This window comes from Spirillospora sp. CA-108201 (assembly GCF_050936235.1).
Lineage (GTDB): Bacteria > Actinomycetota > Actinomycetes > Streptosporangiales > Streptosporangiaceae > Spirillospora.
This window is the reverse complement of record NZ_JBNJNE010000001.1, coordinates 7,780,238-7,801,379: the sequence shown is the minus strand read 5'-3', so window position 1 is coordinate 7,801,379 and position 21,142 is coordinate 7,780,238. Positions and strand designations below refer to the sequence as shown.

Genomic DNA, 21,142 nt, shown 5'->3' with positions numbered 1-21,142 from the left:
AATCCACCCTTTCTTTTCAGGCGGCCCGGAGGTCGCTGATGCGCCAGCCGTGGTCGTCGCGGGCCGTGACGATGAGCTGGGCCGCGACCGGCGGACCGGTCGCCCTGCCGCCGCGGGTGGCCTGCTGGTCGAGCAGGACCAGCAGGACCGCCGTCCCGTCACGGGAGAGTCTGATCAGCCCGGCCCTCGCGACCTTCGTGGTGAGGGCGAGCTTCATGACCGGCGCGTTCTGCTTCACGAGGCCGAACAGTTCGCGGTAGTCGCCGACGGCGCGGCCGGTGAGGACGTCGTTCGCGGCGCGTTCGGTCGCCGCCGGGTCGGTGTAGGTGTAGGTGAAGATCCGCGCGACCTTCGCCGAGACGTCGGCGACGGCCGCACCGGTCCGGGCCTTGTCGACGAGTGCGCGGTTGGCGGCCGGTGACCGCTCGCTTCGCCTGCCGGCCCAGCCGTCGACGGCGAGGGCGGACAGGCACAGCGCCAGCGCGAGGGCCGCCGGCCACCCCAGCCCGGCCGCCCGCCTGAGTCCGGAGACGAGTGTGCGCCGGGCGGTCCTCTTCTTCTTCCGCGGGGCGGGGTCGCGGCGCGCGGGGCGCTCCTCGGTGATGCTCACGGGCCGCTCCCCCCGGGCGCCGGCGCCTTCAGCGAGCTGATCTTCCACACGCCGCCGACCCTCTGCATCCCGACCTCGTAGCGTTTGCGCTGCTCGGTGCCCTGGGCGGCGTCACCGGCGGGCTCGGTGAAGATCCGGACCGAGGCGAGGACGGTCGCCTCGCCCGCCGACCGGTCGAGTGCGGTGACGGCGAGTGCGGTGACCCGTCCGTGCGAGGGGGCCTTCTGCCCGGCGAACCTCGCGCGCGCTCCCGGAATGTCGCGTTTCAGCGCGTCGGCGAACGGGCCGGTGGCGACGTCCAGCCAGTGCGTCATGTCCAGCTCCGCCACCTTGGGGTCGATGCTGTTGATCAGCGCCAGATCGCGGACGGCGGTCCGGCTCACGTCGTCCCGCGCGGTGGCGAGGTCGTGGTCGGCGCCCCGCCCGGACTGGAACAGAGACCAGAGCGACAGCAGCAGAAGGACCGCGGCGGCGGCCGTGAGGGCGTAGCCGGCCGGACGGATCCAGCGGATCATCCAGGTCGGCTTGCGCAGCACGGTCGCCACGAAGGTCACCGCGCACCCCCGAGCCCGAGGAGGGCGGCGAGGTCGCCGGACGGCGCCTGCTCCTGCGCCAGCCCGGCCAGGCCCAGCGAGGCGAGCAGGCCGGTCGCCTCCGGGCCGCTCAGCGTGCCCGGCTTGGCCGGCGCCGGGACGCCCTTGCGCGGCGCGTTGGCGGTGCCGCGCACGTTGATGCCGCTGCTCGGGCTCTCCGCGCAGTGCGCGTCGGTGTTGAACGGGGCGGGCGACAGGGTGAGGCCGTCGCGGTACTTGGTCTTGCCGTAGCCGCGCGTGCAGGGCTGCGGGTTGAAGAACGTGGTGACCAGGCCCATCCGGAGCTTGCCGTCGGACACGATGCTGGGGCCGATCGCCGCGACCTGCGGGAGATTGGCCAGCATCTCCTCGATCGCGGCCTGGCGCGGCTCGGCCACGCGGGCGGTCGTGAGGAGGTTCGCCAGCAGCACGCCGAGGCTCGGGTCCAGGTCGTGGAGCAGGCCGGACAGCTCGGCCGCCGCGCCGGGCCCGGCCGTGATCAGCTCGCGCAGATCGGTGTCGGAGTCGCGGAGCTGCCGCGCGAGCAGGCTGGAGTCGGTCGCGAACGCCTTGAAGGCCCCCGACATCTCGTTCTGCGTCCGCAGCACCGCCTCCCCGTTGTGGATCAGAGCGCGCGATTCGGGGAACGCCGCGTCGGACGCCGAGATGAACCGGGAGCTCGTGTCGAGGAGCTGCTGGAGGTGCGGGCCCTGCCCGGCGAACGCCAGCCCCAGCTCGTCGATGAGGATCTTGGTGTCGTTCAGCGGCAGCGAGGCGGTGAGGTCGTTGACGCTCTTGAGCGTCTCGTCGACCGGCGCCGGGGTGGTGGTGACGCTGCGCGGGATCGTGGTGCCCTGCTCCAGATAGGGCCCGGCGCCGGCGCGGGGCCGCAGGTCGACGTACTGCTCGCCGACCGCGGAGCGGTTCGCGACGATCGCCTGGAGGTCGCGCGGGATGTCCGGCGCCGAGTCGTCGATCCGGAGTTCGGCGATGACGCCGTCCCGCGTCAGGTCGAGCCTGCCGACCTTGCCGACGGTGACGCCCCGGTAGGACACCGCGGACCCTTCGAAGAGGCCGCCGGTGCTGGGCAGGTCGAGCCGGACGGTGTAGTACCCGCGCAGCCCGACGTAGCGGCCGACGTCGGCGTAGCTGATGCCGATGTAGGCGACCACGACGATCGCGATGACGACGAACACGGCGATCTTGATGCGGGTGACCAGGGTCAGCATGTCAGTTCCCCTCCCCGAGCGTCGGAAGCGGAAGGGCGGGCTCGCTGCTCGGACTCTCGTTCCCGGGCGCCCGGCTCGGTGCCACCGGTTGCGGTGTCCCCGGGGTGGGAGTGTTCGGGGTGGGAGTGTCCGGGTTGGGGGTTCCCACGGCGGGCGCCGTGGCCGCGGAGCCGGGGCCGGTCGCGGTGTCCGGGCAGGGCTGCGGCTGCGGGCCGACGACCGTGGGATTCGCGGCGAGGGCGCGTGCCTCCGGCTTCTCCCCCTCGCCTTCGATGTCGTCGAACGGGCCCTCCTCCTTCACCGGCGGGACGACGCAGTCGAAGCCCTCGGCGGCGATGACGGTGACGTAGCCGTTGAGGTAGTCGCCCTTGATCGCCTTGAGCGCCTCGTCGGTGAACGGGTAGGTCAGCAGGATCTCCAGGGACTTCGGCAGGTCGCGGCCGGAGTCGGCGAGCTTGCGCAGGACGACCGCCAGAGAGCGCAGGTTCGCGGCCGTGTCCTCCTTGCTGGCGTTGATCGTCTTGACGGCGACGTCCGAGAGCCTCTCCAGCCGGCGCAGCATCTCGACGAGCCGGCCGCGCTGCTCTTCCAGCACCTTCAGGCCGGGCGACAGGTCGTCCAGGACGGTCCCGACCTGCCCGTTGCGGGCTCTGACCGTGGACGACAGCCGGTTCAGCCCGTCAAGCGCGTTCACGATCGACTGCCGGTTCCGGTTGAGCGTGCTCGTGAAGGTGTCGAGGTTCCGCAGCGCGGACCGGACCTTGTCCTCGCGCCCGCCCAGCGCCTGGTTCAGTTCCCGGTTGATGGTCCGGATCTGCGGGAGCCCGCCGCCCGACAGCAGCAGCGACAGCGCGCCGAACACCTCTTCGGTGTCGGCGTTGCGCGTCGTCCGGGACGCCGGGATCACGGCGCCGTCGGAGAGCCGCTGCGGGGACGGCGCCGTCGTCGGCGCGGCGAGCTTGACGTACTTCTCCCCCAGCAGGCTCGACTGCTCCAGGTTGGCGGTCGCGTTCGCGGGCAGGTGCACGTCGCCGTTCACGACGAGCGTCACCTCCGCCTGCCACGCCCCCGTCGGCAGCGACACCTTCTTCACCCGCCCGACCGGGACGTCGTTGACACGGACGGCGGCCTGCGGGACCAGGTTCAGCACGTCCTCGAACCGCACCTTCACCGTGTAGGGGTGGTCGCCGAGGTCGGCGCCGCCGGGCAGCGGGACGTCCTCCAGCCGCACCGAGCAGCCCGCCGTCAGGACGACACCGGCGGCGAGGGCCGCAACGAGCTTGGGCGTGCGCATCAGCGGTCCGCCTTCCCGCCGGTGCCGGCGTAGATCTTGCCCGCGGGCGGCAGCGGCAGCGCCGGCAGGCCGGTCTCCCGGGCCGGCGCCACCGCGACCAGCCCGCCCCTCTTCAGCCGGTCGCACTGCTCGCGGAGCGTCTGCGTGGCGGACGCCGCCGCGGCGCACACCGGCCGCTGGTCGGCGGCGATCGGGTCGACGCCCGGCTGGTCCAGGCTGCCGAACGCCTTGGTGATCTCCAGGAGGTTGCCGCGCGCCATCAGCGTCCGGGTCTTCGGGTCGTAGGCGCTCAGGGCGTTCTGCGTCACCAGCGGCGCGGTGTCGATGAGCTCGGCGAGGGACGCCCGCTGGTCGACCAGGACCTGGGTGACGTCCGTGAGCTTGCCGACGTTCCGTTTCAGCGCCGCCCGGTTGTCCTGGATGAACCCCTTCACCTCGGCGAGCGCCCGCGCGAGGTTGCGCAGGGCCGCGCCGAGCTCGTCGCGGTCGGCGGCGAGGAACCCGCTCACCTCGGCGAGCTGGTTCTCGGCGAGGCGGATCTGCCCGTCGTTGGCGCGGAGCATCTCGCTGAACTTGTTGAGGTTGGCGACGGTCGCGTACAGGTCGCCGCTGTTGTCGGCGAGGGTCTGCGACGCCTTGCCGAGGTTGGAGATCATGGTGTTGAGCGCCTGTCCGTTGCCGCCGAGGTTGGCGGCGCCCACCCGGATGACGTCCGACAGGGCGCCCTGCGCGTTCAGCCCCCGCGGGCCGAGGTCGCCCGAGATCTTCCGGACCGCGGCGTAGAGCTGGTCGAGTTCCAGCGGGGTCGCGGTTTTGCTCACATCGATCGACGCGCCGTCGGCCATCTTCGGGCCGCCGTTGTAGGCGGGGTCGAGCTGGACGTACCGGTCCGACACCAGGTTCGGCGCGATGACGATGGCGCGGGCGCCGGCGGGGACGTCGACGTCGTCGTCCACCCGCATCTCGACCTTGACCTTGTCGCCGAGCGGTTCGACGGAGTCGATCGAGCCGACCTTCACGCCGAGGACGCGGATGTCGGAGCCGGGGTAGACGCCGATCGCGGTGGCGAAGTACGCGGTGATCCGGTGCGTCGGCCCGCCGCTCAGGAAGGGGACCAGCGCGATCGCGACCAGCAGGACGAAGACCGTGATGAGCGCTTGCAGCACCCGCGTCCGGTGGTCGCGGATCGGCGAGCCGAGCTTCGGCAGCTTCACCGGGCGCGTCGAGGGGGACGCCATGTCACCGTCCTCCCGTCAGGTGCGGCGGCTTGCAGCGGTCCGGGTCCTCCGGTTGCCACCTGCCGTTCGCCAGGTACTCCTCGGGGACGGTCCCGCACAGGTAGCCGTCCACCCAGCGGCCGTTGCCCGTCGCGTTGCCGAGGACGCGGATGTAGGGCGTGGCCGTCGTCAGCACGCGCTCCAGGTTCTTCTGGTTGCGTTGGAGGACGCCGACGACCCGCTCCAGGGACGCGAGCGTCGGGCCCAGCGTGCGGCGGTTGTCGTCGACGAGGCCGACCAGCTCCGTGCCGAGCCGCTGCGTGCCGACGAGCAGCGCATGGATGGCGTCGCGCCGCCGGCGCAGCTCGCCGAGCAGCAGGTTGCCGTCCTTGAAGAGCGTCTCGAACTGGGAGTTCTGCGCGGCGATCGTGCCGGACAGCTGCTTGGTCCCGGCGAGCAGCCGGGACAGCTCGGCGTCCCGCGACGCGATCGTGGTGGACAGCGCCGACAGGCCGTGCAGCGCGACCCGGACGCTGGCCGGGGTGTCCTCGAACGTCGTGGAGATCGTCTCCAGGCTCTGCGCGAGCTTGGTCGTGTCGAGCTGCTCGAACGTCCGGCCGAGGTCCTGGAACGCCGTCGTGACGTCGTAGGGGGCCACGGTCCGGTCGAGCGGGATCGGCTTCTTCGGGTCCTGCCTGCGGTAGCCGAGCGGGTCCAGCTGGAGGTACTTCGACCCCAGCAGCGTCTTGATCATGATGGTGGCGCGGGTCGCGTTCCCGACCCAGGTGTCCTTCACCCGGAACGTGACCTCGACCTTGTTCCCCTTGAGCGAGACGCCGGTGACCTTGCCGACCTTCACCCCGGCGACACGGACCTCCTGGCCGGGGTCCAACCCGGCGGCCTCGGAGAAGTACGCGCTGTAGGTCGTCCCGCCGCCGATGAGCGGCAGCCGGTCGGCGCGGTAGGCGAGCGTGCCGAGGACGAGCAGGATCACGATGCCGACGGCCGCCACCCCGATCGGGTTGCGGTCGCGCAGCGGCTTCAGCCGCGGCCGGTCCCGCTTCGGGCGCGGCAGGGCGCGCGGCAGCGGCGGAGGCGGCGGAGGCGGCCCGCCCGCCGGGGGGACGGGGGGCGGGGTCGGGGGCGTCATCCGCGGCACCTCGCGTCCTTGATGGGCAGGCCGGTCGGCGGCGGCTGGTTCGACAGGTCGGAGCCCGCGTAGCTGACGCCGATCAACTTCACCTCGCACTGGTAGAAGTTCACCCACGAGCCGTAGGAGGCCAGGCGGCCGAAGGTCGCCATCTTCCCGGGCGAGCGCTGGAGGAAGCGCGTCAGCAGCGGCTCGTCGCGGTTGAGGTTGTCGCTGAGCCGGCCGAGCTGGACGATGTCGTCCTTCAGCGGGTCCCGCGTGACCTGGAGCAGCCCGGCGGTGGCGGTGGTCAGGTCGGCGACCGACCCGAGCGCCTGGCCGATCGGGACGCGGTCGGTGGCGAGGCCGGAGGTGAACCGGCGCAGCGTGGTGACCAGGTCGACGAGCTGCCGGTCCCGCCCGTTGAGGGTCTGGACGACGCTGTCGAGGTTCGCGATGAGCTGGCCGATCACCTTGTCCTTGGCGGCGAGCGTGCTCGTCAGCTCTCCGACGGTGCGCAGCAGGCTCTCCACGGTGCCGCTCTCGCCCTGGAGCACCTTGACGACCGACTCCGAGAGCTTGTTGGCGTCCCCGGGCGACAGCGCCTGCATGAGCGGCTGGAACCCCTGGAACAGCTGGGTGAGGTTGAGCGTCCCGGTGGTGTGCTCGACCGGGATCGTCCCGCCGGGCTTCAGCACCTGGCCGGGCGAGCCGGTGCCCTGGCCGAGGGAGACGTACCGTCCGCCGACCAGGTTCAGGTACTTGACGGCGGCGGTCGCCGACGCGGGGATCCGCCGGTCCCGGTCGACGGAGATCTTCACCCGGGCGAGCCGGCGGTCGCTGACCTTGATCTCCTCGACCTGGCCGACCTCGACGCCCGCGATCCGCACGCCGTGCCCCGGATGGAGCCCGGCCACGTCGGTGAACTTGGCGTAGTAGGTGGCGCGGTCGCCGCTGGTGGCGCCGGTGATGCTGGACGCCAGCAGCGCGGTCGCCAGCACCGTGACCACGATAAAGATCAGCGAGCTGACGAGCGGGAAGCCCATGCCCTTGATCCCCTGACCGGTGAGCCTCACTTCACCGTCACCTCCGTGCCCCGGTAGATCGGCCCGACCAGCACGCTGGACCAGTCCGGCAGCTCCTCGGGGACCTCGTCCAGCGGCGCCCCGGCAAGCTCGTTGACCAGGTCGTTCTCCGCCGCCGAGTTCGCCGGGCCGAGGCCGCTGCCGGCCGCGCCGCCCTGGCCCGGCGCGCCGCCGGCGGGCAGCACCCGCACCCCGTCCCCGGTCCCGAGGTAGGGGACGCCCGGGCAGCGCGGCCCGCCGCCGCCGTCGTAGCGGGGGGCGTCCTTGCCCGGGACGTAGCGGCCCTTGCTCGTGACCGGCACGACCAGGCCGTGGACGCCGTGCTCGTCCGTGCCCTTGCCGAGGACCTTGTTCATCGTCGGGATGAAGCCGGCGAGCGCGCGGAACGTGCAGGGCGCGGCCGGGGCGTAGCGGCGCATCAGGTCCAGGCTCCCCCGGCTCTCGGTCGCCAGCGCGATGATGTTGCCGGAGTTGGCGCGCAGGAAGTCCTCGAGGTCGGCGGACGATCCCGACACCGCGTCGTACAGGGTCGCGAGGGCGGTGCGCTGGTCGACGATCGTCCGGCTGGTGACCGTGAAGTCCGTGAGCGCCTGAAGCAGGTCCGGCGCCGCGTCGGAGGCGTGCTGGGTGAACGTCGCCAGCTCCTGCAGGTTGCGGGCGAGCGCCGGCACCTCCGGGTTGAGCCTGGTCAGGAACGCGTCGAGCTGCTCGAAGTTGCGGCCGATCTGGTCGCCGCGCCCTTCCAGCGCCCGCGCCATGGCGTTCAGCGTCGCCGAGAGCTTCGCCGGCTGGATGGTGTCGAGCAGGTCCATCGTGTGGTTGAGGACCTCCGACAGCTCCACCGCGTTCCGGCTGCGGTCCTCGGAGATCACGTCGCCGTCGGCGATCGGCCGTCCCGCCGACCCGGGCGGCGGGACGAGCGAGACGAACCGGGCGCCGAACACCGTCGTCGGCAGCAGCCGCGCCTGGACGTCCGCCGGGATCCGGTCGGTCACCCCCGGTTTCAGCGCCAACTCCAGCTTCGCGCCGGCCCCGTCCGCCGTGATGGACCGGACCTCGCCGACGACGACGCCGCGGACCTTCACGTCCGCCATCGCGTGCATCTCGTGCCCGGCCGTCGAGGTGCGCAGCGTCACCATCGTCGCGTCGGTGAACTGCTTGTCGTAGATCGCGATCGACAACCAGACCAGCAGCGCCGGGACGAGCAGGAACGCCACCCCGGTCAGGCGCTGCCCGACCACGTGCCGGGTGGTTCGCCGCGCCATGTCAGATCCACCCCATGTCAGATCCACCCCATGTCAGTTCGGCCCCATGTCAGCCCGTCACCTTCACGGTGGTCGTGGCACCCCAGATGGCGAGGCTGGCGAAGAAGTCCGTCACGCTGATCAGCACGATCGCGGTGCGGACCGCGCGCCCGACGGCGACGCCCACGCCGGCGGGGCCGCCGACCGCGCGGTAGCCGTAGTAGCAGTGCGCGAGCACCACCATCACGCTGAAGATCAGCACCTTGGCGAACGAGAGCAGCACGTCCTCCGGGGCGAGGAAGATGTTGAAGTAGTGGTCGTAGGTGCCGGCCGACTGCCCGTTGAACCAGAGCGTCACCTGTCTGGAGGCCAGATAGGAGCTGAGCAGCCCGATGCCGTACAGCGGGACGATCGCGACGGTCCCCGCGATGATCCGGGTGGTGACCAGGTAGGGCACCGACTGGATGCCCATGCCCTCCAGCGCGTCGATCTCCTCGTTGATCCGCATCGCGCCGAGCTGCGCGGTGAACCCGGCGCCGACCGTCGCCGACAGCGCCAGCCCGGACACCAGGGGGGCGATCTCGCGGGTGTTGAAGTACGCGGACACGAAGCCGGTGAACGCCGCCGAGCCGATCTGGTCGAGCGCGGCGTAGCCGGACAGGCCGACGACGACGCCCGTGAACACCGTCATGCCGATCATCACGCCGACGGTGCCGCCGATGACGGCGAGCGCGCCGCTGCCGAACGCGACCTCGCCGAGCAGCCGCAGCGACTCGCGCAGGTAGCGGCGCAACGCGCGCGGCGTCCACAGCAGCGCCCGGACGTAGAAGCCGAGCTGGTCGCCGGGCTGGTCCAGCCAGGAGACCAGTTTCACCGGGCGGAGGCGGCGAACCCCGGGGACCGCCATGTCACGCTCCCTTCGGGGGGACGACCTGCAGGTAGATGGCGGTCAGCACGAGGTTGACGAAGAACAGCATCAGGAACGTGATGACGACCGACTGGTTGACCGCGTCCCCGACGCCCTTCGGGCCGGGGCTCGGGTTCAGGCCGCGGTAGGCGGCCACCACGCCGGCGATGAATCCGAAGATCAGCGCTTTGAACTCGCCGATGTACAGGTCGGGCAGCTGCGCGAGCGCGGAGAACGAGGCGAGGTAGGCGCCGGGCGTCCCGTCCTGCAGCAGCACGTTGAAGAAGTAGCCGCCCGCGACCCCGACGACGGACACCAGGCCGTTCAGCAGCACCGCGACCGCCATGCAGGCGAGGACGCGCGGGACCACGAGGCGCTGGATGGGCGAGACGCCCATGACCTCCATCGCGTCCATCTCCTCGCGGATCGTCCGGGAGCCGAGGTCCGCGCAGATCGCCGACCCGGCCGCGCCGGAGATCAGCAGCGCCACGATCAGCGGGCTGGCCTGCTGCACGACGGCGAGGACGCTCGCCCCACCGGTGAGCGACTGCGCGCCGAGCTGCTTGGCCAGCGACCCGACCTGGAGCGAGATGACCGCGCCGAACGGGATGGACACGAGCGCGGTCGGCAGGATCGACACCGACGCGATGAACCAGAACTGCTGGACCAGCTCGCGGAGCTGGAACGGGCGCCGGAACGACAGCGCCAGCACCGTCGCGGCGAGCGCGAAGAGCCGCCCGGTCTGGCGCAGCGCGCCGGCGCCGGGAACGGCGGAATCAGGTGCCGCCACGCGCGTCTCCTTCCTCGGGCACGCGCGCGTCGGCGCGCGGTGCGGTCGGCTCGTCGGTTCGAGGACGGTCAGTTCGCATCGGGGACGCCGCCCTCCGGCGCGTGCCTGCGGTTGGCGTAGATCGCCTCCTGCGCCCGGCGGGAGAGGCGCGGCATCATCTCGTCGAGGCGCCGCGCGTGCCGCAGCTCGCCCTGCCGCGGCGGCGCCCCGGGCGTGGGACGCAGCTGCGGCGGGATCTCCAGGGTGCGTTGGAGGGGCGCGGGGAAGGCGGCCTCGGCGGCGAGCAGCGCGGCGTCCTTCTCCTCCGACATGCCGATCGGTCCGCGCGTGTCGCCGTGCAGGAACTGCAGGACGGCCGGCTCGTCGCTGGTCAGCAGCGCCTCGCGGGGGCCGAACGCGATGAGGTCGCGGCGGTACAGCATGCCGATGTTGTCCGGGACGGTCGCGGCGATGTCGATGTTGTGCGTGACGATCAGCATCGTCGCGTCGATCCGCGCGTTGACGTCGATCAGCAACTGGGAGATGTGCGCCGTGCGGACGGGGTCCAGGCCGGAGTCGGGCTCGTCGCACAGAATGATCTCCGGGTCGAGGACGAGCGCGCGGGCGAGGCCGGCGCGCTTGCGCATGCCGCCGGAGATCTGGCCGGGCAGTTTGCGCTCCTCGCCGGTGAGGCCGACCATCTCCATCCGCTCCATCACGATCCGCCGGATCTCGGGCTCCTTCTTGCGGGTGTGCTCGCGGAGCGGGAACGCGATGTTGTCGAACAGCGGCAGCGAGCCGAAGAGCGCGCCGTCCTGGAACATCAGCCCGAACCGCTTGCGCGCCTCGAACACGTCGCGGTCGCGGTCGTTGACCATGTCGACCCCGCCGATGAGGACGCGGCCCTCCTCCGGCTTGAGCAGCCCGACGAGCGACTTGAGGAAGACCGTCTTGCCGGTGCCGGAGGGGCCCAGCAGCACGCTCACCTCACCGGGCGGAAGAGTGAGCGTGACATCACGCCAGATCGTCTGCCGGCCGAAGACTTTCGTCAGCCCCTCGACGACCACTTCAATTCCCACGACACCACCGCTCGCGCTCGGAAGGAGGTTTCGAGGACGTTACGGCGCACTAGACACAGTATTCAATAGGGGATCGCAGACTCTTCGGCACAATTCGGTAAATGGCTTCAGGAATTTGTCACCGACTTAGCCCTCCCCTTCCCCGAAACCGTCACCAGGTGACTACCAGTCGGTAACATGGGGCGGGCCGGCGCCACGCTCGCCCTTACAGGCAAGCAGTTTTGTCACCGACCCAGCAACCGAACGTCGTTCTTGTCACATCACGCGCAAAGATGCGCCGCCGTGCGGCCGATCGAACCGAAGACCCTTGCCACCGCCGACTGGCGACTTTATGTTCACGGTGTTATCGATCTCATTCCAGGGTGTTCGCCTCCCGTCCGACACACCCCGTCCAGCGCCGCCGCCAGGACGGCGCCACGGCGCGCGGCCGACTCGATGTGGAGGTTCGCTTTCCCATGTCGCAGGCATTAGAATTGTCTGAACAAGATCGGAGTCAGACTGACTTCCAAGAATTCCTCGGCCTGCTGCGCGCGGAACTGTCCGACGTCACGAACGAGGTCGTCACCGAGATCAAGCGGAGCATCCCGGAGTACGACCGGACGGATCCCGCCTACGACCAGACTCTCCGGCTCTGCGCCGACATCCTGCTGCCGACCTTCCTGGACCGGATCTCCGATCCGGACGCCTCCACCGACCAGCGCGACGAGACCTGCCGCGCCCTCGGCCGCTTCGAGGCCATCGAGGGGCGCAGCCTCGACCACCTCCAGGCCGCGGCCCGGATCGCCTTCCACGTCGCGTGGCGCCGGACGGCCGTCCTCGCCGAGCGCGCGCAGGTCCCCACCTTCGTCGTGTCCGCCGCCGTCGACGCCATGCTCGTCTACCTCGAGGAATCCGTCGCACAGGCCCGCCTCGGCTACCAGCAGGCCACCGGGCACGCCGACCTGCGCCGCCGCGAGGAGCGGCGCCGGCTGCTGCATCTGATCCTGCAACGGCCCGCCGTCGTCCCCGAGGCCATCGAGGATCTCGCCAAGTCCACCGGCTGGTGGCCGCTGCCGGCCGAGGCCACCCTCGTCGCCGTCCACCCCGAGGCGCCCTGCACCCGCTCCGCGCTCGACACCGACATCCTCATCGACTTCGACTCGGCGGAACCGTGCCTGCTCGTCCCCGGGCCGCTCACCGCCGACCGGCGGACCATGCTGCGCGCCGCGCTGCCGGACGCCAGCTGCGTCCTCGGCCTCACCCTGCCGCTGGAACGTGCCGCCCACTCGCTGCGCTGGGCCCGCCGCGTCCTCGACCTCGCCGAGGAGGGCGTCATCCCGGACGGCTCCCTCATCCCCTGCGAGGACCACCTGATGACCATGTGGCTGCTGTCCGATCCGCCGCTGGTCGAGGAGCTCACCCGTCGGCACCTGGAACCACTGCGGGACGTGTCGGACGGACAGCGCAAGCGCCTCGTCGAGACGCTCACCGAATCCGTCACCACCCGGGCGACCGCCGTGGACATCGGGGAGCGCCTGAGGATCCACCCGCAGACCGTCCGGTACCGGCTCCGCCAGTTGGAGGGCTACCTCGGCGACAGCCTCGAGAACGCCGACGCCCGGTTCTCCCTCGACGCCACCCTCCGCGCCGCGAGTCTGTACCGCCGCCGGCGCGCCCGCCGGGGCCAGCCCGGCGCACGGTGACCGGGACCCGCCAGGGGCGCGGGTGACGTTCGGGTCACAGGGGGTGCGGCGGACCGTTATCCTGACCTCCTGGTTACCGGTTCCTGACGGAAAGTCGAAGGGGTCCATGCCGACGTCGACCTGGTTCCGCCTCAATGTCGCCAAGCGCGAACGCGTGCTCGAAGTGGCAATGCGCGAGTTCGGGGAACACGGGTACTCGACCGGCAGCCTCAACACGATCGCGCGCGAGGCCGGCATCGCCAAGGGCTCGCTGTTCCAGTACTTCAGCGACAAGCTGGAGTTCTTCGCGTTCGTGTGCGACGAGGCGTCGCGCCGCATCCGCGAGGAGATGGAGCGCCGCATCGAGCGGATCGACTTCGACCAGTCCTTCGACGAGTGGCTGGTCGACGTCCTGTGCGACTGGACCGAGTACATGGCCGACCACCCGCTGGAGCGGGGCGTCACCGCGGCCACGAACTTCGAGCTCGACAACGGCGTCCGGTCCGTCGTCCGCGACACGGCCAACCAGCACTACCTGCTGGTCATCCACCCGACGCTGGAGCTGTGGAAGGCGCAGGGCGCCATCCGGGAGGACGCCGACCTGGAGGTCCTCGCCACCTGGCTGATGATGATCCTGCCGTTCCTCGCGCTCGCCCCCTACTACGACGGCCTCGACCCGATCCACGACCTGCGCGGCCGCGCCCCGGCCCAGCAGCGCGCGGTGATCCGCCAGCTCGTCGCGGGCTTCCGCCCGATGTTCGCCCCCGCCAAGTGACCCCGCCGGGGGCGTGACCCGCGTCCCCGCTCCCGGGGCCCTCAGTCCTCGATCTCGGCGACCAGGAGGTCCATGCGGCGGGCGGCCAGGCGGGCGGGTGGCGGGAGTTCGGCGGCGTCGGCGGCCGTCAGCACGCGCGGGCGGCCGAGGCGGCGGACGCGGCCGAGCCGTTCCACGCCGCCGCGGCCCTCGGCGAGCAGGTTGCGGACCCAGTCGGCGTCCCGCCCGTACGGCAGCCCGACGATGAGCCGGTCGCCGCTGCGGAACGCGGTCACCGGCGTCCGGTACTCCCGCCCCGACCTGCGCCCCCGATGGACGATCACCGCGAGGGGCGGGAGGAAGGGCGCGTAGACGCCCTGCACCCGGTTCGTGACGGCCTTGTTGAACCGGGCGACCGATCTCGGCATCAGCGGTTTCACCATGCCTCCCAGCTAACACGGTCTCCCCGCCGGGCACGCGGTCAACGGGTGAGGACGAACTCCTCCGGCCTGGCCTTGCGGGAGCCGGCCCAGAACTCGAAGGTGTGGCCCGGCCAGAGGGTGCGGTTGACGCCCTGGTCGTCGAGGTACCAGCTGTTGCAGCCGCCCTCGTTCCAGACGGCGCGGCGCAGCCGCCGCTGCAGGCGGTCGTTGAAGCGGCGCGCGGCCTCCGGCTTCGGCTCGATGGCGTCGGCGCCGGCCTCCTGCATCAGGCGAAGGCAGCTCAGCACGTGCTGGATCTGCACCTCGATCATGAAGACGACGGAGTTGTGGCCGAGGCCGGTGTTCGGGCCGAGCAGCATGAAGAAGTTCGGCAGCCCGGGGATCGTCGTGCCGCGGTGCGCCTCGATGCCGTCCGCCCAGATCTCCTGGAGCTTGACGCCGCCCCGGCCGGTGACGCGCAGGTCGGCGAGGGCGTCGGTCACCTTGAAGCCGGTGCCGTAGATGATGCAGTCGACCTCGTACTCGCGCCCGTCCTCGGTGACGACCGAGTGCTCCCGCACCTCGGCGATCCCGGAGGTCTCCACCTCCACGTTGGGACGCGAGAGCGCCGGATAGTAGTCGTTGGACAGCAGGATCCGCTTGCAGCCGATCGTGTAGTCCGGCGTCACCTTGGCGCGCAGCCCGGGGTCGGCGACCTGGTGGGCGATGTGCCGCCGGGCGATCTTCTCCTGCGGGGCGGACAGCCGCGGGTCGATCGTGAAGCCGACCGCGCGGGCCTCCAGCGCCCAGTAGATGCCGCCGCGGAACGCGCGGGCGGCGGCCGGCGCCTTCCCGAACAGCGCGCGGACCGGCGCGGGGATGGGCACGTCGGGCTTGGGCTGGATCCACGGCGGCGTCCGCTGGAAGACGACGAGCTCGCCCGCCTGCTTCGCGACCTTCGGCACGAACTGGATCGCGGACGCGCCCGTCCCGATGACGGCGACGCGCTTGCCGGCGAGGTCGTAGGTGTGGTCCCAGTCGGCGGAGTGGAACGCCGTCCCCTGGAACCGCTCGACGCCCGGCAGGTCCGGGTAGGACGGGACGTGCAGCGCGCCGATGCCGGACACGACGGCCTTCGGGGTGAGGACCGTCCCGTCGGCGAGCGTCACCCGCCAGCGGCGGGCGTCGTCGTCGTACTCCATCGAGTCGACCGCCGCGCCGAAGCGGATGTGCTCGCGCACCCGGTACTTGGCGGCGGTGCGCTCCATGTAGGCGCGGATCTCCGGCTGCGGCGCGAACATCCGCGTCCAGCCCGGGTTCAGCTCGAAGGAGAAGGAGTACATGTGCGACGGTACGTCGCAGGCGCAGCCCGGATAGGTGTTGTCGTGCCAGGTCCCGCCCAGCGCCTCGCTCTTCTCCAGCACGACGAAGTCGTGGAAGCCGGACCACTTGAGCCGGATCGCCATGCCGAGGCCGGCGAAGCCGGAGCCGATGACGACGATCGCGGGGGCGCGCTCGCTCATGACCCCTCCTCTCAGATACCCTACTCGCAGTAAGTTACCGGGAGTAGGTTACTGACGGTAGGTCCAACAGAGGGGAATCTCCTGTGAGCGCCGCCACACCCCCGCCCCGCCGCCGCCGGATGGCGCGCGCCGAGCGCGAGCGGCAGATGCTGGACGTGGCGGAGCTCGTCTTCGGCGAGCGCGGCTACCAGGCCGCCTCCATGGACGAGATCGCCGAGCGCTGCGGGGTCTCCAAGCCGATGCTCTACGAGTACTTCGGCTCCAAGGACGGGCTGCTCGTCGCGTGCGTGAGCCGCTCCAAGGCCGAGCTGTTCGACGCCACCCAGAAGGCGATGGCGGGCGCCACCACCCCCGAGGACATCCTGTCGCGCGGGATGGTCGCCTACTTCCGCTTCATCGACGAGCACAGCCGGTCGTTCGCGATGCTGCTGCGCGAGCCGACGGCCGCCACGCCGGAGGCCGTCCAGGCGATCGACGACACCCGGCGGCAGCAGAGCGAGCTCATCGCGGGAGTGCTCGGCACGTTCGCGCCGTCCGCCCCGGCCGGCGCGGTCGAGGCCTACACGCAGATCATCATGGGCGCGAGCGAGCGGATGGCGCTGTGGCAGACGAGCCGGCCCGACGTGTCGGCGGAGGACGCGGCCCGCTACATGACCGACTTCTGCTGGAACGGCCTCAGCCCCTATCTGGCCCCCGCCGGGGAAGCGCGTCCAGCGCCCCGATGAGCAGGTCGAGGCCGAACTCGAAGTCGGTCTCGGGATCGACGTCGACCAGCGCCGGGCCGTAGGCGAGCACGTGCGGGAACTCGTCCGGGTCCAGGCGCGTCCACGACTCGGCCCCCGTCTCGGCGAGGTGCCCCAGCATCTTCGCCATGCCGACCTCGCGCATCTGGGCGCCGAGCGCGTAGGCGATGAGCGCCCGCATGATGCGCACGGCCGTCTCGCCGTCGAACCCGGCCGCGTCGGCGAGGGCCAGGGCGCGCTCGGCCGGGCGCAGCCCCACCGGCGTGTCGACCTTGTGGGTGAGGACGATCGACATGCAGCGCGGGTTGTCGTGGGCGACCTTCCGGAACGCCCGGACGAGCGCCCGCGCGCGCTCCTGCCACGGCTCTGACGGGTCGTCGGGCAGTTCCAGGCCGGCGACGACATGCTCGGCGACGCCCTCCAGCAGCGCGCCCTTGTTCGGCACGTGGTTGTAGAGCGACATCACGGCGACGTCCAGGTCGGCGGCGACCCGGCGCATCGACAGCGCGTCCGCGCCCTCCCGCTCGACCAGCCCGACCGCCGCCTCCACGATGCGCGCGCGGGTCAGGCCCGGTCGCGGAGTGTCGGAGGTCACACGCCTCGCCATCGCTTCCGCTCCTCCTCGCCGTTGACACCGCAAGTGTCCCATGACACGGTACGTACATTGTACGTAAGACGTACAGCGTACGTATCGCGGCGCAGTACGTCCGCGTTCGGGGAGGACGCCCATGTCGACCCACGACCTGTACACCGACTCCGTCCCGTCCGAGGCCTGGACCGTGCCGATGACCGGCGACGCCAGGTTCACCTGGGAGTACGACGACGGGCGCGACCGTCTCCTCGCCCTCTACCAGAAGGGCAAGGACAAGCAGTGGGACTCGGTCAAGCGCATCGACTGGGACCTGGAGGTCGATCCGCACGACGTCCTCGGCGTCCCCGACCAGTCCCTCGCCATCTACGGGACGAAGTACTGGGACAGGCTGTCGGAGAAGGAGCGCGGTGAGCTGCGGCGGCACTCCACGTCCTGGCAGTTCTCCCAGTTCGTGCACGGCGAGCAGGGCGCGATGGTCACCGCCGCCCGCATCGTCGAGTCCGTGCCCGACCTCGACTCCAAGTTCTACTCCGCCACCCAGACGATGGACGAGGCCCGCCACGTCGAGCTGTTCACGCGGTTCCTGCACGAGAAGGTCGGGATGGTCTACCCGATCAACACCAAGCTGCAGGACCTGCTGAACGAGACCCTCACCGACGCGCGGTGGGACATGCCCTACCTCGGCATGCAGGTGCTCATCGAGGGCCTCGCGCTCGCCGCGTTCGGCGTCATCCGCGACATCACCACCAAGCCGCTGCCCAAGCAGATCCTCGCCTACGTGATGCAGGACGAGGCGCGCCACGTCGCGTTCGGGCGGCTCGCGCTGCGCGACTACTACAAGCAGCTCTCCCCGGCGGAGCTCCGCGAGCGCGAGGACTTCGTCATCGAGGGCTGCTACCTGATGCGCGACCGCATCCGCGGCCGGGAGATCTGGACCAACTTCGGCATCGACCCGAAGGAGGTCGACGAGATGGTCGAGAACTCGCCCTACATGCGGATGTTCCAGAGCCTGCTGTTCAGCCGCATCGTGCCGTGCGTGAAGGACATCGGGCTGTGGAGCGACCGCATCCGGCGCGCCTATGACGACATGGGCGTCCTGGACATGTCCAAGGCCGACCTCGACGCCCTCATGCACCAGGACGAGGAGATCGCCGAGCGGGTCGACGCCGAGCGGTTCGCCGCGGAGGAGACCGAACGCCGAGCGGAGGTGGACGCCGTCATCGCCGACGCGGAGGCGGCGGGCTGAGTAAGTTCGGATCATTCGATCCGCCGCACACCTCGGAGGTCTGGATGCCCCTCGCGCACTTCGACGGAGCGCTCGCCGTCGTCACCGGAGCCGGCAGCGGCATCGGCCGGGCCGTCGCCCTCGCCCTGGCCGGGAACGGCGCCACGGTCGTCGCGGCGGACATCGACCTGCCCGCCGCCGAGCGCACGGTCGCCCTCGCCAAGACGCTCGGCGCCGGCGGCGCCGCCTACCAGGTCGACGTGGCCGACGAGGCCGCGATGGAGGACTTCGCCGCGCGGGTGAAGGAGACCCACCGCGTCCCCGACATCGTCGTCAACAACGCCGGCATCGCGGTCACCGGCCCCTTCCTGGACACGGGCGTCGAGGACTGGGAGCGCATCCTCGGCGTGAACCTCTGGGGCGTGATCCACGGCTGCCGGCTGTTCGGCCGCCAGATGAGCGACCGCGTGAACGCGCTGCCCAACAAGCCCGACAAGCCGAACCTCGGCGGCCACATCGTCAACATCGCGTCGGCCGCCGCGTTCGCGCCGTGGCGCGCCATGCCCGCCTACTGCACGACGAAGTCCGCCGTCCTCATGCTCAGCGAATGCCTGCGCGCCGAGCTGGCCGGCTCGCGCATCGGCGTCACCGCCGTCTGCCCCGGGTTCGTCAGCACCAGCATCGTCGACAACGCGATCCACCTGGAGCGCGACGAGGCAACCCGCGCACGCCTGCACGAGCGCGGCCAGAAGGCCGTCAGGCTGCGCAACTACCCGCCGGAGAAGGTCGCCGAGCGGGTCGTCAACGCCATCATCAAGAACAAGCCCGTCGTGCCCGTCAACGCCGAGGGGCACATCATGCACGCCCTTTCCCGGGTGTCCCCCGCATCCCTGCGCCTGCTGGCCAGGATTCCCGCCCGGGGCCAGCGCCCGCCCGACGGGCGCGGCCCCCGACTCTCCCCGCGGTGAGAGGAGATGGATCGATGCCCCCCGACGTCCTGATGAACGACGGCCGTCCCCGGAACTGGACGGCCCGGATCCGGTGCGGCGACGGCGACCACACGCTGGAGCTGACCCATCGGGAGGTGATCGCCGAGCGGCTGCTGCGCGCGTCCCGCAGGCACTCCTTCGACCCGGACGCGGACGTCGACTGGGACGCCCCGCAGGACCCGGACGTGTTCTACTTCCCGCCCCGGCTCACGTCGATCTACGAGACGCCGCTGTGGGACGGGCTGACGCACCGGCGGCGGGTGGAGCTGACCAAGCGGGAGATGTGCAGCATCGCCTCGTTCGGCATCTGGTCGGAGATGCTGCTGATGCAGTCGCTGGTGATGCACGCCTACCGGCACCGCTACGACAGCGACCACGTGGCGTACGCGCTGACGGAGATCGCCGACGAGTGCCGCCACTCGGCGATGTTCGGCCGGATGGTGCGCACCTGCGGGCTGCGCACGCACCGGCCGCGAGCGCTGGAGTTCCACTTCGCCAAGCTGTTCGGCGCCGTGTACGACCCGGTGCCGATGTTCGCCGGGACGCTGATCGTGGAGGAGTTCACCGACGCGTTCCAGCGGCTGACGTTCCCGGACGAGGACGTCCAGCCGATGATCCGACAGGTCACCCGGATCCACGTGGTCGAGGAGGCCCGGCACATCAGGTACGCGCGGGAGGAGATGAAGCGGCTGGTCGCGCGGACCCCGGCGGTGCGGCGGCGCGCGATCGCCTACGGGATGGCGCATGCCACGCGGCTGATGGCCGCGCAGCTCGTGCACCCGTCCTGCTACGCGGCGGTGGGGCTGGACCCGGGGCTGGCGCGGCGCGTGGCGGCGCGCAGCCCGCACCGGCGCGCGACGATGGCGTGGTCGTTCCGCAAATGCACCGCGTTCCTGGACGAGGTCGGTCTGCTGGACGGCCGCGCGCGCGACGTATGGATCCGGGCGGGACTGCTGGAGCGGTGACCGATACGCCGGGCCGCCATTCGCATCACCCTCGAACCGATTATTAGAAAATGGTTCGGTAATGGCCGGGCGCTGGCCCGGCCCGGACAGGCGAAAGGGCCGCGGAGCAGGGACCACTCCGCGGCCCTCGGGCGAGTAAGGGCTGCTAGCCCCGGATGTCACGCACCCAGGACACTCCGAACGATGGCATGGTCACGACGTCGATCCCCTCCTCCCCAGGCCTCGCTGCGCACCGATCATCCCGCCTGGCGCGAAAGCCCGATCGGCGCGCTCCCTCCCCTTTACCGGTTCACCCTAGAAGGTGCCGGCAGAAGTGAAGCCGTGATCGGCCGATTCAGGTCAGGAACGACTCAGTGCGGCGAGGACTTCGCGGGCGACGGCGGTGGCGGTCCGGAGGCAGGCGCGCTCCCTGGCGTCCGCACGCCCCCCGCGCGGCGCCTGCTCGCTGTAGCCGACCGTGAAGACCGCGTTGCGGGTCCGGGCCGTGACCTGACCGACCACGGTCGGCTGCCCCCTGTCGGTCTTGAACCAGAGGAACGCCGCGTCCCCGATCCCGCCCCGGCGCTCCAGGGAGACGGTCCGCACGAGCGGCGCGTCGTGCGCCTGCGCCCACTGCGCGTCGAAGTAGCCCTCGGCGTCCTGGACGGGCGTCGCGGAATCGCCCGGCGCGTACAGGTGCGCCTCCACCCGCAGCCAGCGGAACGCCGAGCCGGTCGAGGAGTACGTGCACGTGGTGAGCGTCGAGTTCGCGCTCTGCCGCCGCGTCGCCTTCGGCACGGCCCGCTCGACCGTGCCCGCCGCGACCGTCCCGCACGGCGCCGGAAGCGCGTTGATCACATTCTGCGGCGTGCCCGGCGACCCGGACGGCCGGCCGGGCGGCGTCCGGCGCGGCGCCGCCTCCCGCTCGCCTCCCCCGGACATCACCACGACGACCGCGACCCCCGCCGCGGCGAGCGCCACGGCCGCCGCGACCAGCGCGACCAGTGCGGCGAGCCTGCGGGGACGGCGCCCCGGGGCCGGCGGCTCCGGCCCGGAGTACGGCCGGTGGAACGGCTCGACCGGACGCTGAAGGCCCACGCCGCGCTCCTCACTCCCGACTCGCCGACCCGTTCCCGCCATCTGCCAACGTAACC

General features: G+C 71.4%; 21 protein-coding genes. 6 read left to right on the top strand and 15 right to left on the bottom strand.

Annotation, left to right across the window (positions count from 1 at the left end; all coding sequences use genetic code 11):
• Positions 1-16: 16 nt before the first annotated feature.
• The 11 genes from ACQEU6_RS37535 to ACQEU6_RS37485 all read right to left on the bottom strand — a co-directional run bounded on the left by ACQEU6_RS37535 (position 17) and on the right by ACQEU6_RS37485 (position 11,135).
• A complete protein-coding gene (locus tag ACQEU6_RS37535) occupies positions 17-610 on the bottom strand; it encodes a hypothetical protein (protein ID WP_499338440.1) in 594 nt (197 codons plus the stop codon).
• Positions 607-1,164, bottom strand: coding sequence for a hypothetical protein (locus ACQEU6_RS37530; RefSeq protein ID WP_499338439.1), 558 nt, complete (start codon positions 1,162-1,164; stop codon positions 607-609). The genes ACQEU6_RS37535 and ACQEU6_RS37530 overlap by 4 nt, the downstream gene beginning before the upstream one ends.
• On the bottom strand, positions 1,161-2,411 hold the full coding sequence (locus tag ACQEU6_RS37525; RefSeq protein WP_499338438.1) for an MCE family protein: 1,251 nt from the start codon (positions 2,409-2,411) through the stop codon (positions 1,161-1,163). Before ACQEU6_RS37525 ends, ACQEU6_RS37530 begins: the two co-directional genes overlap by 4 nt.
• Before the next feature lies 1 nt (position 2,412).
• Positions 2,413-3,705: an MCE family protein gene (locus ACQEU6_RS37520; protein ID WP_499338437.1), complete on the bottom strand. Its 1,293-nt coding sequence runs from the start codon at positions 3,703-3,705 to the stop codon at positions 2,413-2,415.
• Positions 3,705-4,943: an MCE family protein gene (locus ACQEU6_RS37515; RefSeq protein WP_499338436.1), complete on the bottom strand. Its 1,239-nt coding sequence runs from the start codon at positions 4,941-4,943 to the stop codon at positions 3,705-3,707. Before ACQEU6_RS37515 ends, ACQEU6_RS37520 begins: the two co-directional genes overlap by 1 nt.
• Position 4,944: 1 nt before the next feature.
• Positions 4,945-6,072: an MCE family protein gene (locus tag ACQEU6_RS37510; RefSeq protein WP_499338435.1), complete on the bottom strand. Its 1,128-nt coding sequence runs from the start codon at positions 6,070-6,072 to the stop codon at positions 4,945-4,947.
• Positions 6,069-7,127 (bottom strand): MCE family protein, encoded by a 1,059-nt coding sequence (locus tag ACQEU6_RS37505; RefSeq protein WP_499338434.1) that lies wholly within the window; start codon positions 7,125-7,127, stop codon positions 6,069-6,071. Before ACQEU6_RS37505 ends, ACQEU6_RS37510 begins: the two co-directional genes overlap by 4 nt.
• Positions 7,124-8,401, bottom strand: coding sequence for an MCE family protein (locus ACQEU6_RS37500; protein WP_499338433.1), 1,278 nt, complete (start codon positions 8,399-8,401; stop codon positions 7,124-7,126). The genes ACQEU6_RS37505 and ACQEU6_RS37500 overlap by 4 nt, the downstream gene beginning before the upstream one ends.
• A 49-nt stretch (positions 8,402-8,450) precedes the next feature.
• Positions 8,451-9,287 carry an MlaE family ABC transporter permease gene (locus ACQEU6_RS37495; RefSeq protein WP_089309978.1) on the bottom strand — a complete coding sequence of 279 codons (837 nt, stop codon included), beginning with the start codon at positions 9,285-9,287 and terminating at the stop codon, positions 8,451-8,453.
• Position 9,288: 1 nt separating this feature from the next.
• The gene (locus ACQEU6_RS37490; RefSeq protein ID WP_499338432.1) at positions 9,289-10,077 is read right to left on the bottom strand and encodes an MlaE family ABC transporter permease; all 789 of its coding nucleotides are present in this window, start codon (positions 10,075-10,077) and stop codon (positions 9,289-9,291) included.
• A gap of 68 nt (positions 10,078-10,145) precedes the next feature.
• The gene (locus ACQEU6_RS37485) at positions 10,146-11,135 is read right to left on the bottom strand and encodes an ABC transporter ATP-binding protein (protein WP_499338431.1); all 990 of its coding nucleotides are present in this window, start codon (positions 11,133-11,135) and stop codon (positions 10,146-10,148) included.
• 473 nt (positions 11,136-11,608) lie between these two features.
• Between ACQEU6_RS37485 and ACQEU6_RS37480 the strand changes: the two genes are divergently transcribed.
• Positions 11,609-12,817, top strand: a complete 1,209-nt coding sequence (locus ACQEU6_RS37480) for a PucR-like N-terminal domain-containing protein (RefSeq protein ID WP_499338430.1) — start codon at positions 11,609-11,611, stop codon at positions 12,815-12,817.
• Positions 12,818-12,923: 106 nt separating this feature from the next.
• On the top strand, positions 12,924-13,571 hold the full coding sequence (locus ACQEU6_RS37475) for a TetR/AcrR family transcriptional regulator (protein WP_499338429.1): 648 nt from the start codon (positions 12,924-12,926) through the stop codon (positions 13,569-13,571).
• Between the two features lie 41 nt (positions 13,572-13,612).
• On the opposite strand, the gene ACQEU6_RS37470 is transcribed toward ACQEU6_RS37475, so the two are convergent.
• Both ACQEU6_RS37470 and ACQEU6_RS37465 read right to left on the bottom strand, forming a co-directional pair.
• The gene (locus ACQEU6_RS37470) at positions 13,613-13,993 is read right to left on the bottom strand and encodes a nitroreductase family deazaflavin-dependent oxidoreductase (RefSeq protein ID WP_499338428.1); all 381 of its coding nucleotides are present in this window, start codon (positions 13,991-13,993) and stop codon (positions 13,613-13,615) included.
• A gap of 38 nt (positions 13,994-14,031) precedes the next feature.
• Positions 14,032-15,495: a flavin-containing monooxygenase gene (locus tag ACQEU6_RS37465; protein ID WP_499338427.1), complete on the bottom strand. Its 1,464-nt coding sequence runs from the start codon at positions 15,493-15,495 to the stop codon at positions 14,032-14,034.
• A gap of 83 nt (positions 15,496-15,578) precedes the next feature.
• Between ACQEU6_RS37465 and ACQEU6_RS37460 the strand changes: the two genes are divergently transcribed.
• Entirely contained in the window at positions 15,579-16,220 is a 642-nt protein-coding gene (locus ACQEU6_RS37460; protein ID WP_499338426.1) for a TetR/AcrR family transcriptional regulator, read from the top strand.
• Here ACQEU6_RS37460 and ACQEU6_RS37455 read toward each other — a convergent pair.
• A complete protein-coding gene (locus ACQEU6_RS37455; protein ID WP_499338425.1) occupies positions 16,171-16,845 on the bottom strand; it encodes a TetR/AcrR family transcriptional regulator in 675 nt (224 codons plus the stop codon). The genes ACQEU6_RS37460 and ACQEU6_RS37455 overlap by 50 nt on opposite strands.
• 121 nt (positions 16,846-16,966) lie before the next feature.
• On the opposite strand from ACQEU6_RS37455, the gene ACQEU6_RS37450 reads away from it, so the two are divergent.
• The 3 genes from ACQEU6_RS37450 to ACQEU6_RS37440 are packed head-to-tail and all read left to right on the top strand — an operon-like array spanning position 16,967 to position 20,009.
• Complete coding sequence (locus ACQEU6_RS37450) at positions 16,967-18,076, top strand: ferritin-like domain-containing protein (RefSeq protein WP_499338424.1); 1,110 nt, start codon at positions 16,967-16,969, stop codon at positions 18,074-18,076.
• 44 nt (positions 18,077-18,120) lie between these two features.
• Positions 18,121-19,023 (top strand): SDR family NAD(P)-dependent oxidoreductase, encoded by a 903-nt coding sequence (locus tag ACQEU6_RS37445; RefSeq protein WP_499338423.1) that lies wholly within the window; start codon positions 18,121-18,123, stop codon positions 19,021-19,023.
• A gap of 14 nt (positions 19,024-19,037) precedes the next feature.
• Complete coding sequence (locus ACQEU6_RS37440) at positions 19,038-20,009, top strand: AurF N-oxygenase family protein (protein ID WP_499338422.1); 972 nt, start codon at positions 19,038-19,040, stop codon at positions 20,007-20,009.
• Positions 20,010-20,348: 339 nt separating this feature from the next.
• Here the strand turns inward: ACQEU6_RS37440 and ACQEU6_RS37435 are convergent, their stop codons facing one another.
• Complete coding sequence (locus ACQEU6_RS37435) at positions 20,349-21,086, bottom strand: hypothetical protein (RefSeq protein WP_499338421.1); 738 nt, start codon at positions 21,084-21,086, stop codon at positions 20,349-20,351.
• Positions 21,087-21,142: the final 56 nt, after the last annotated feature.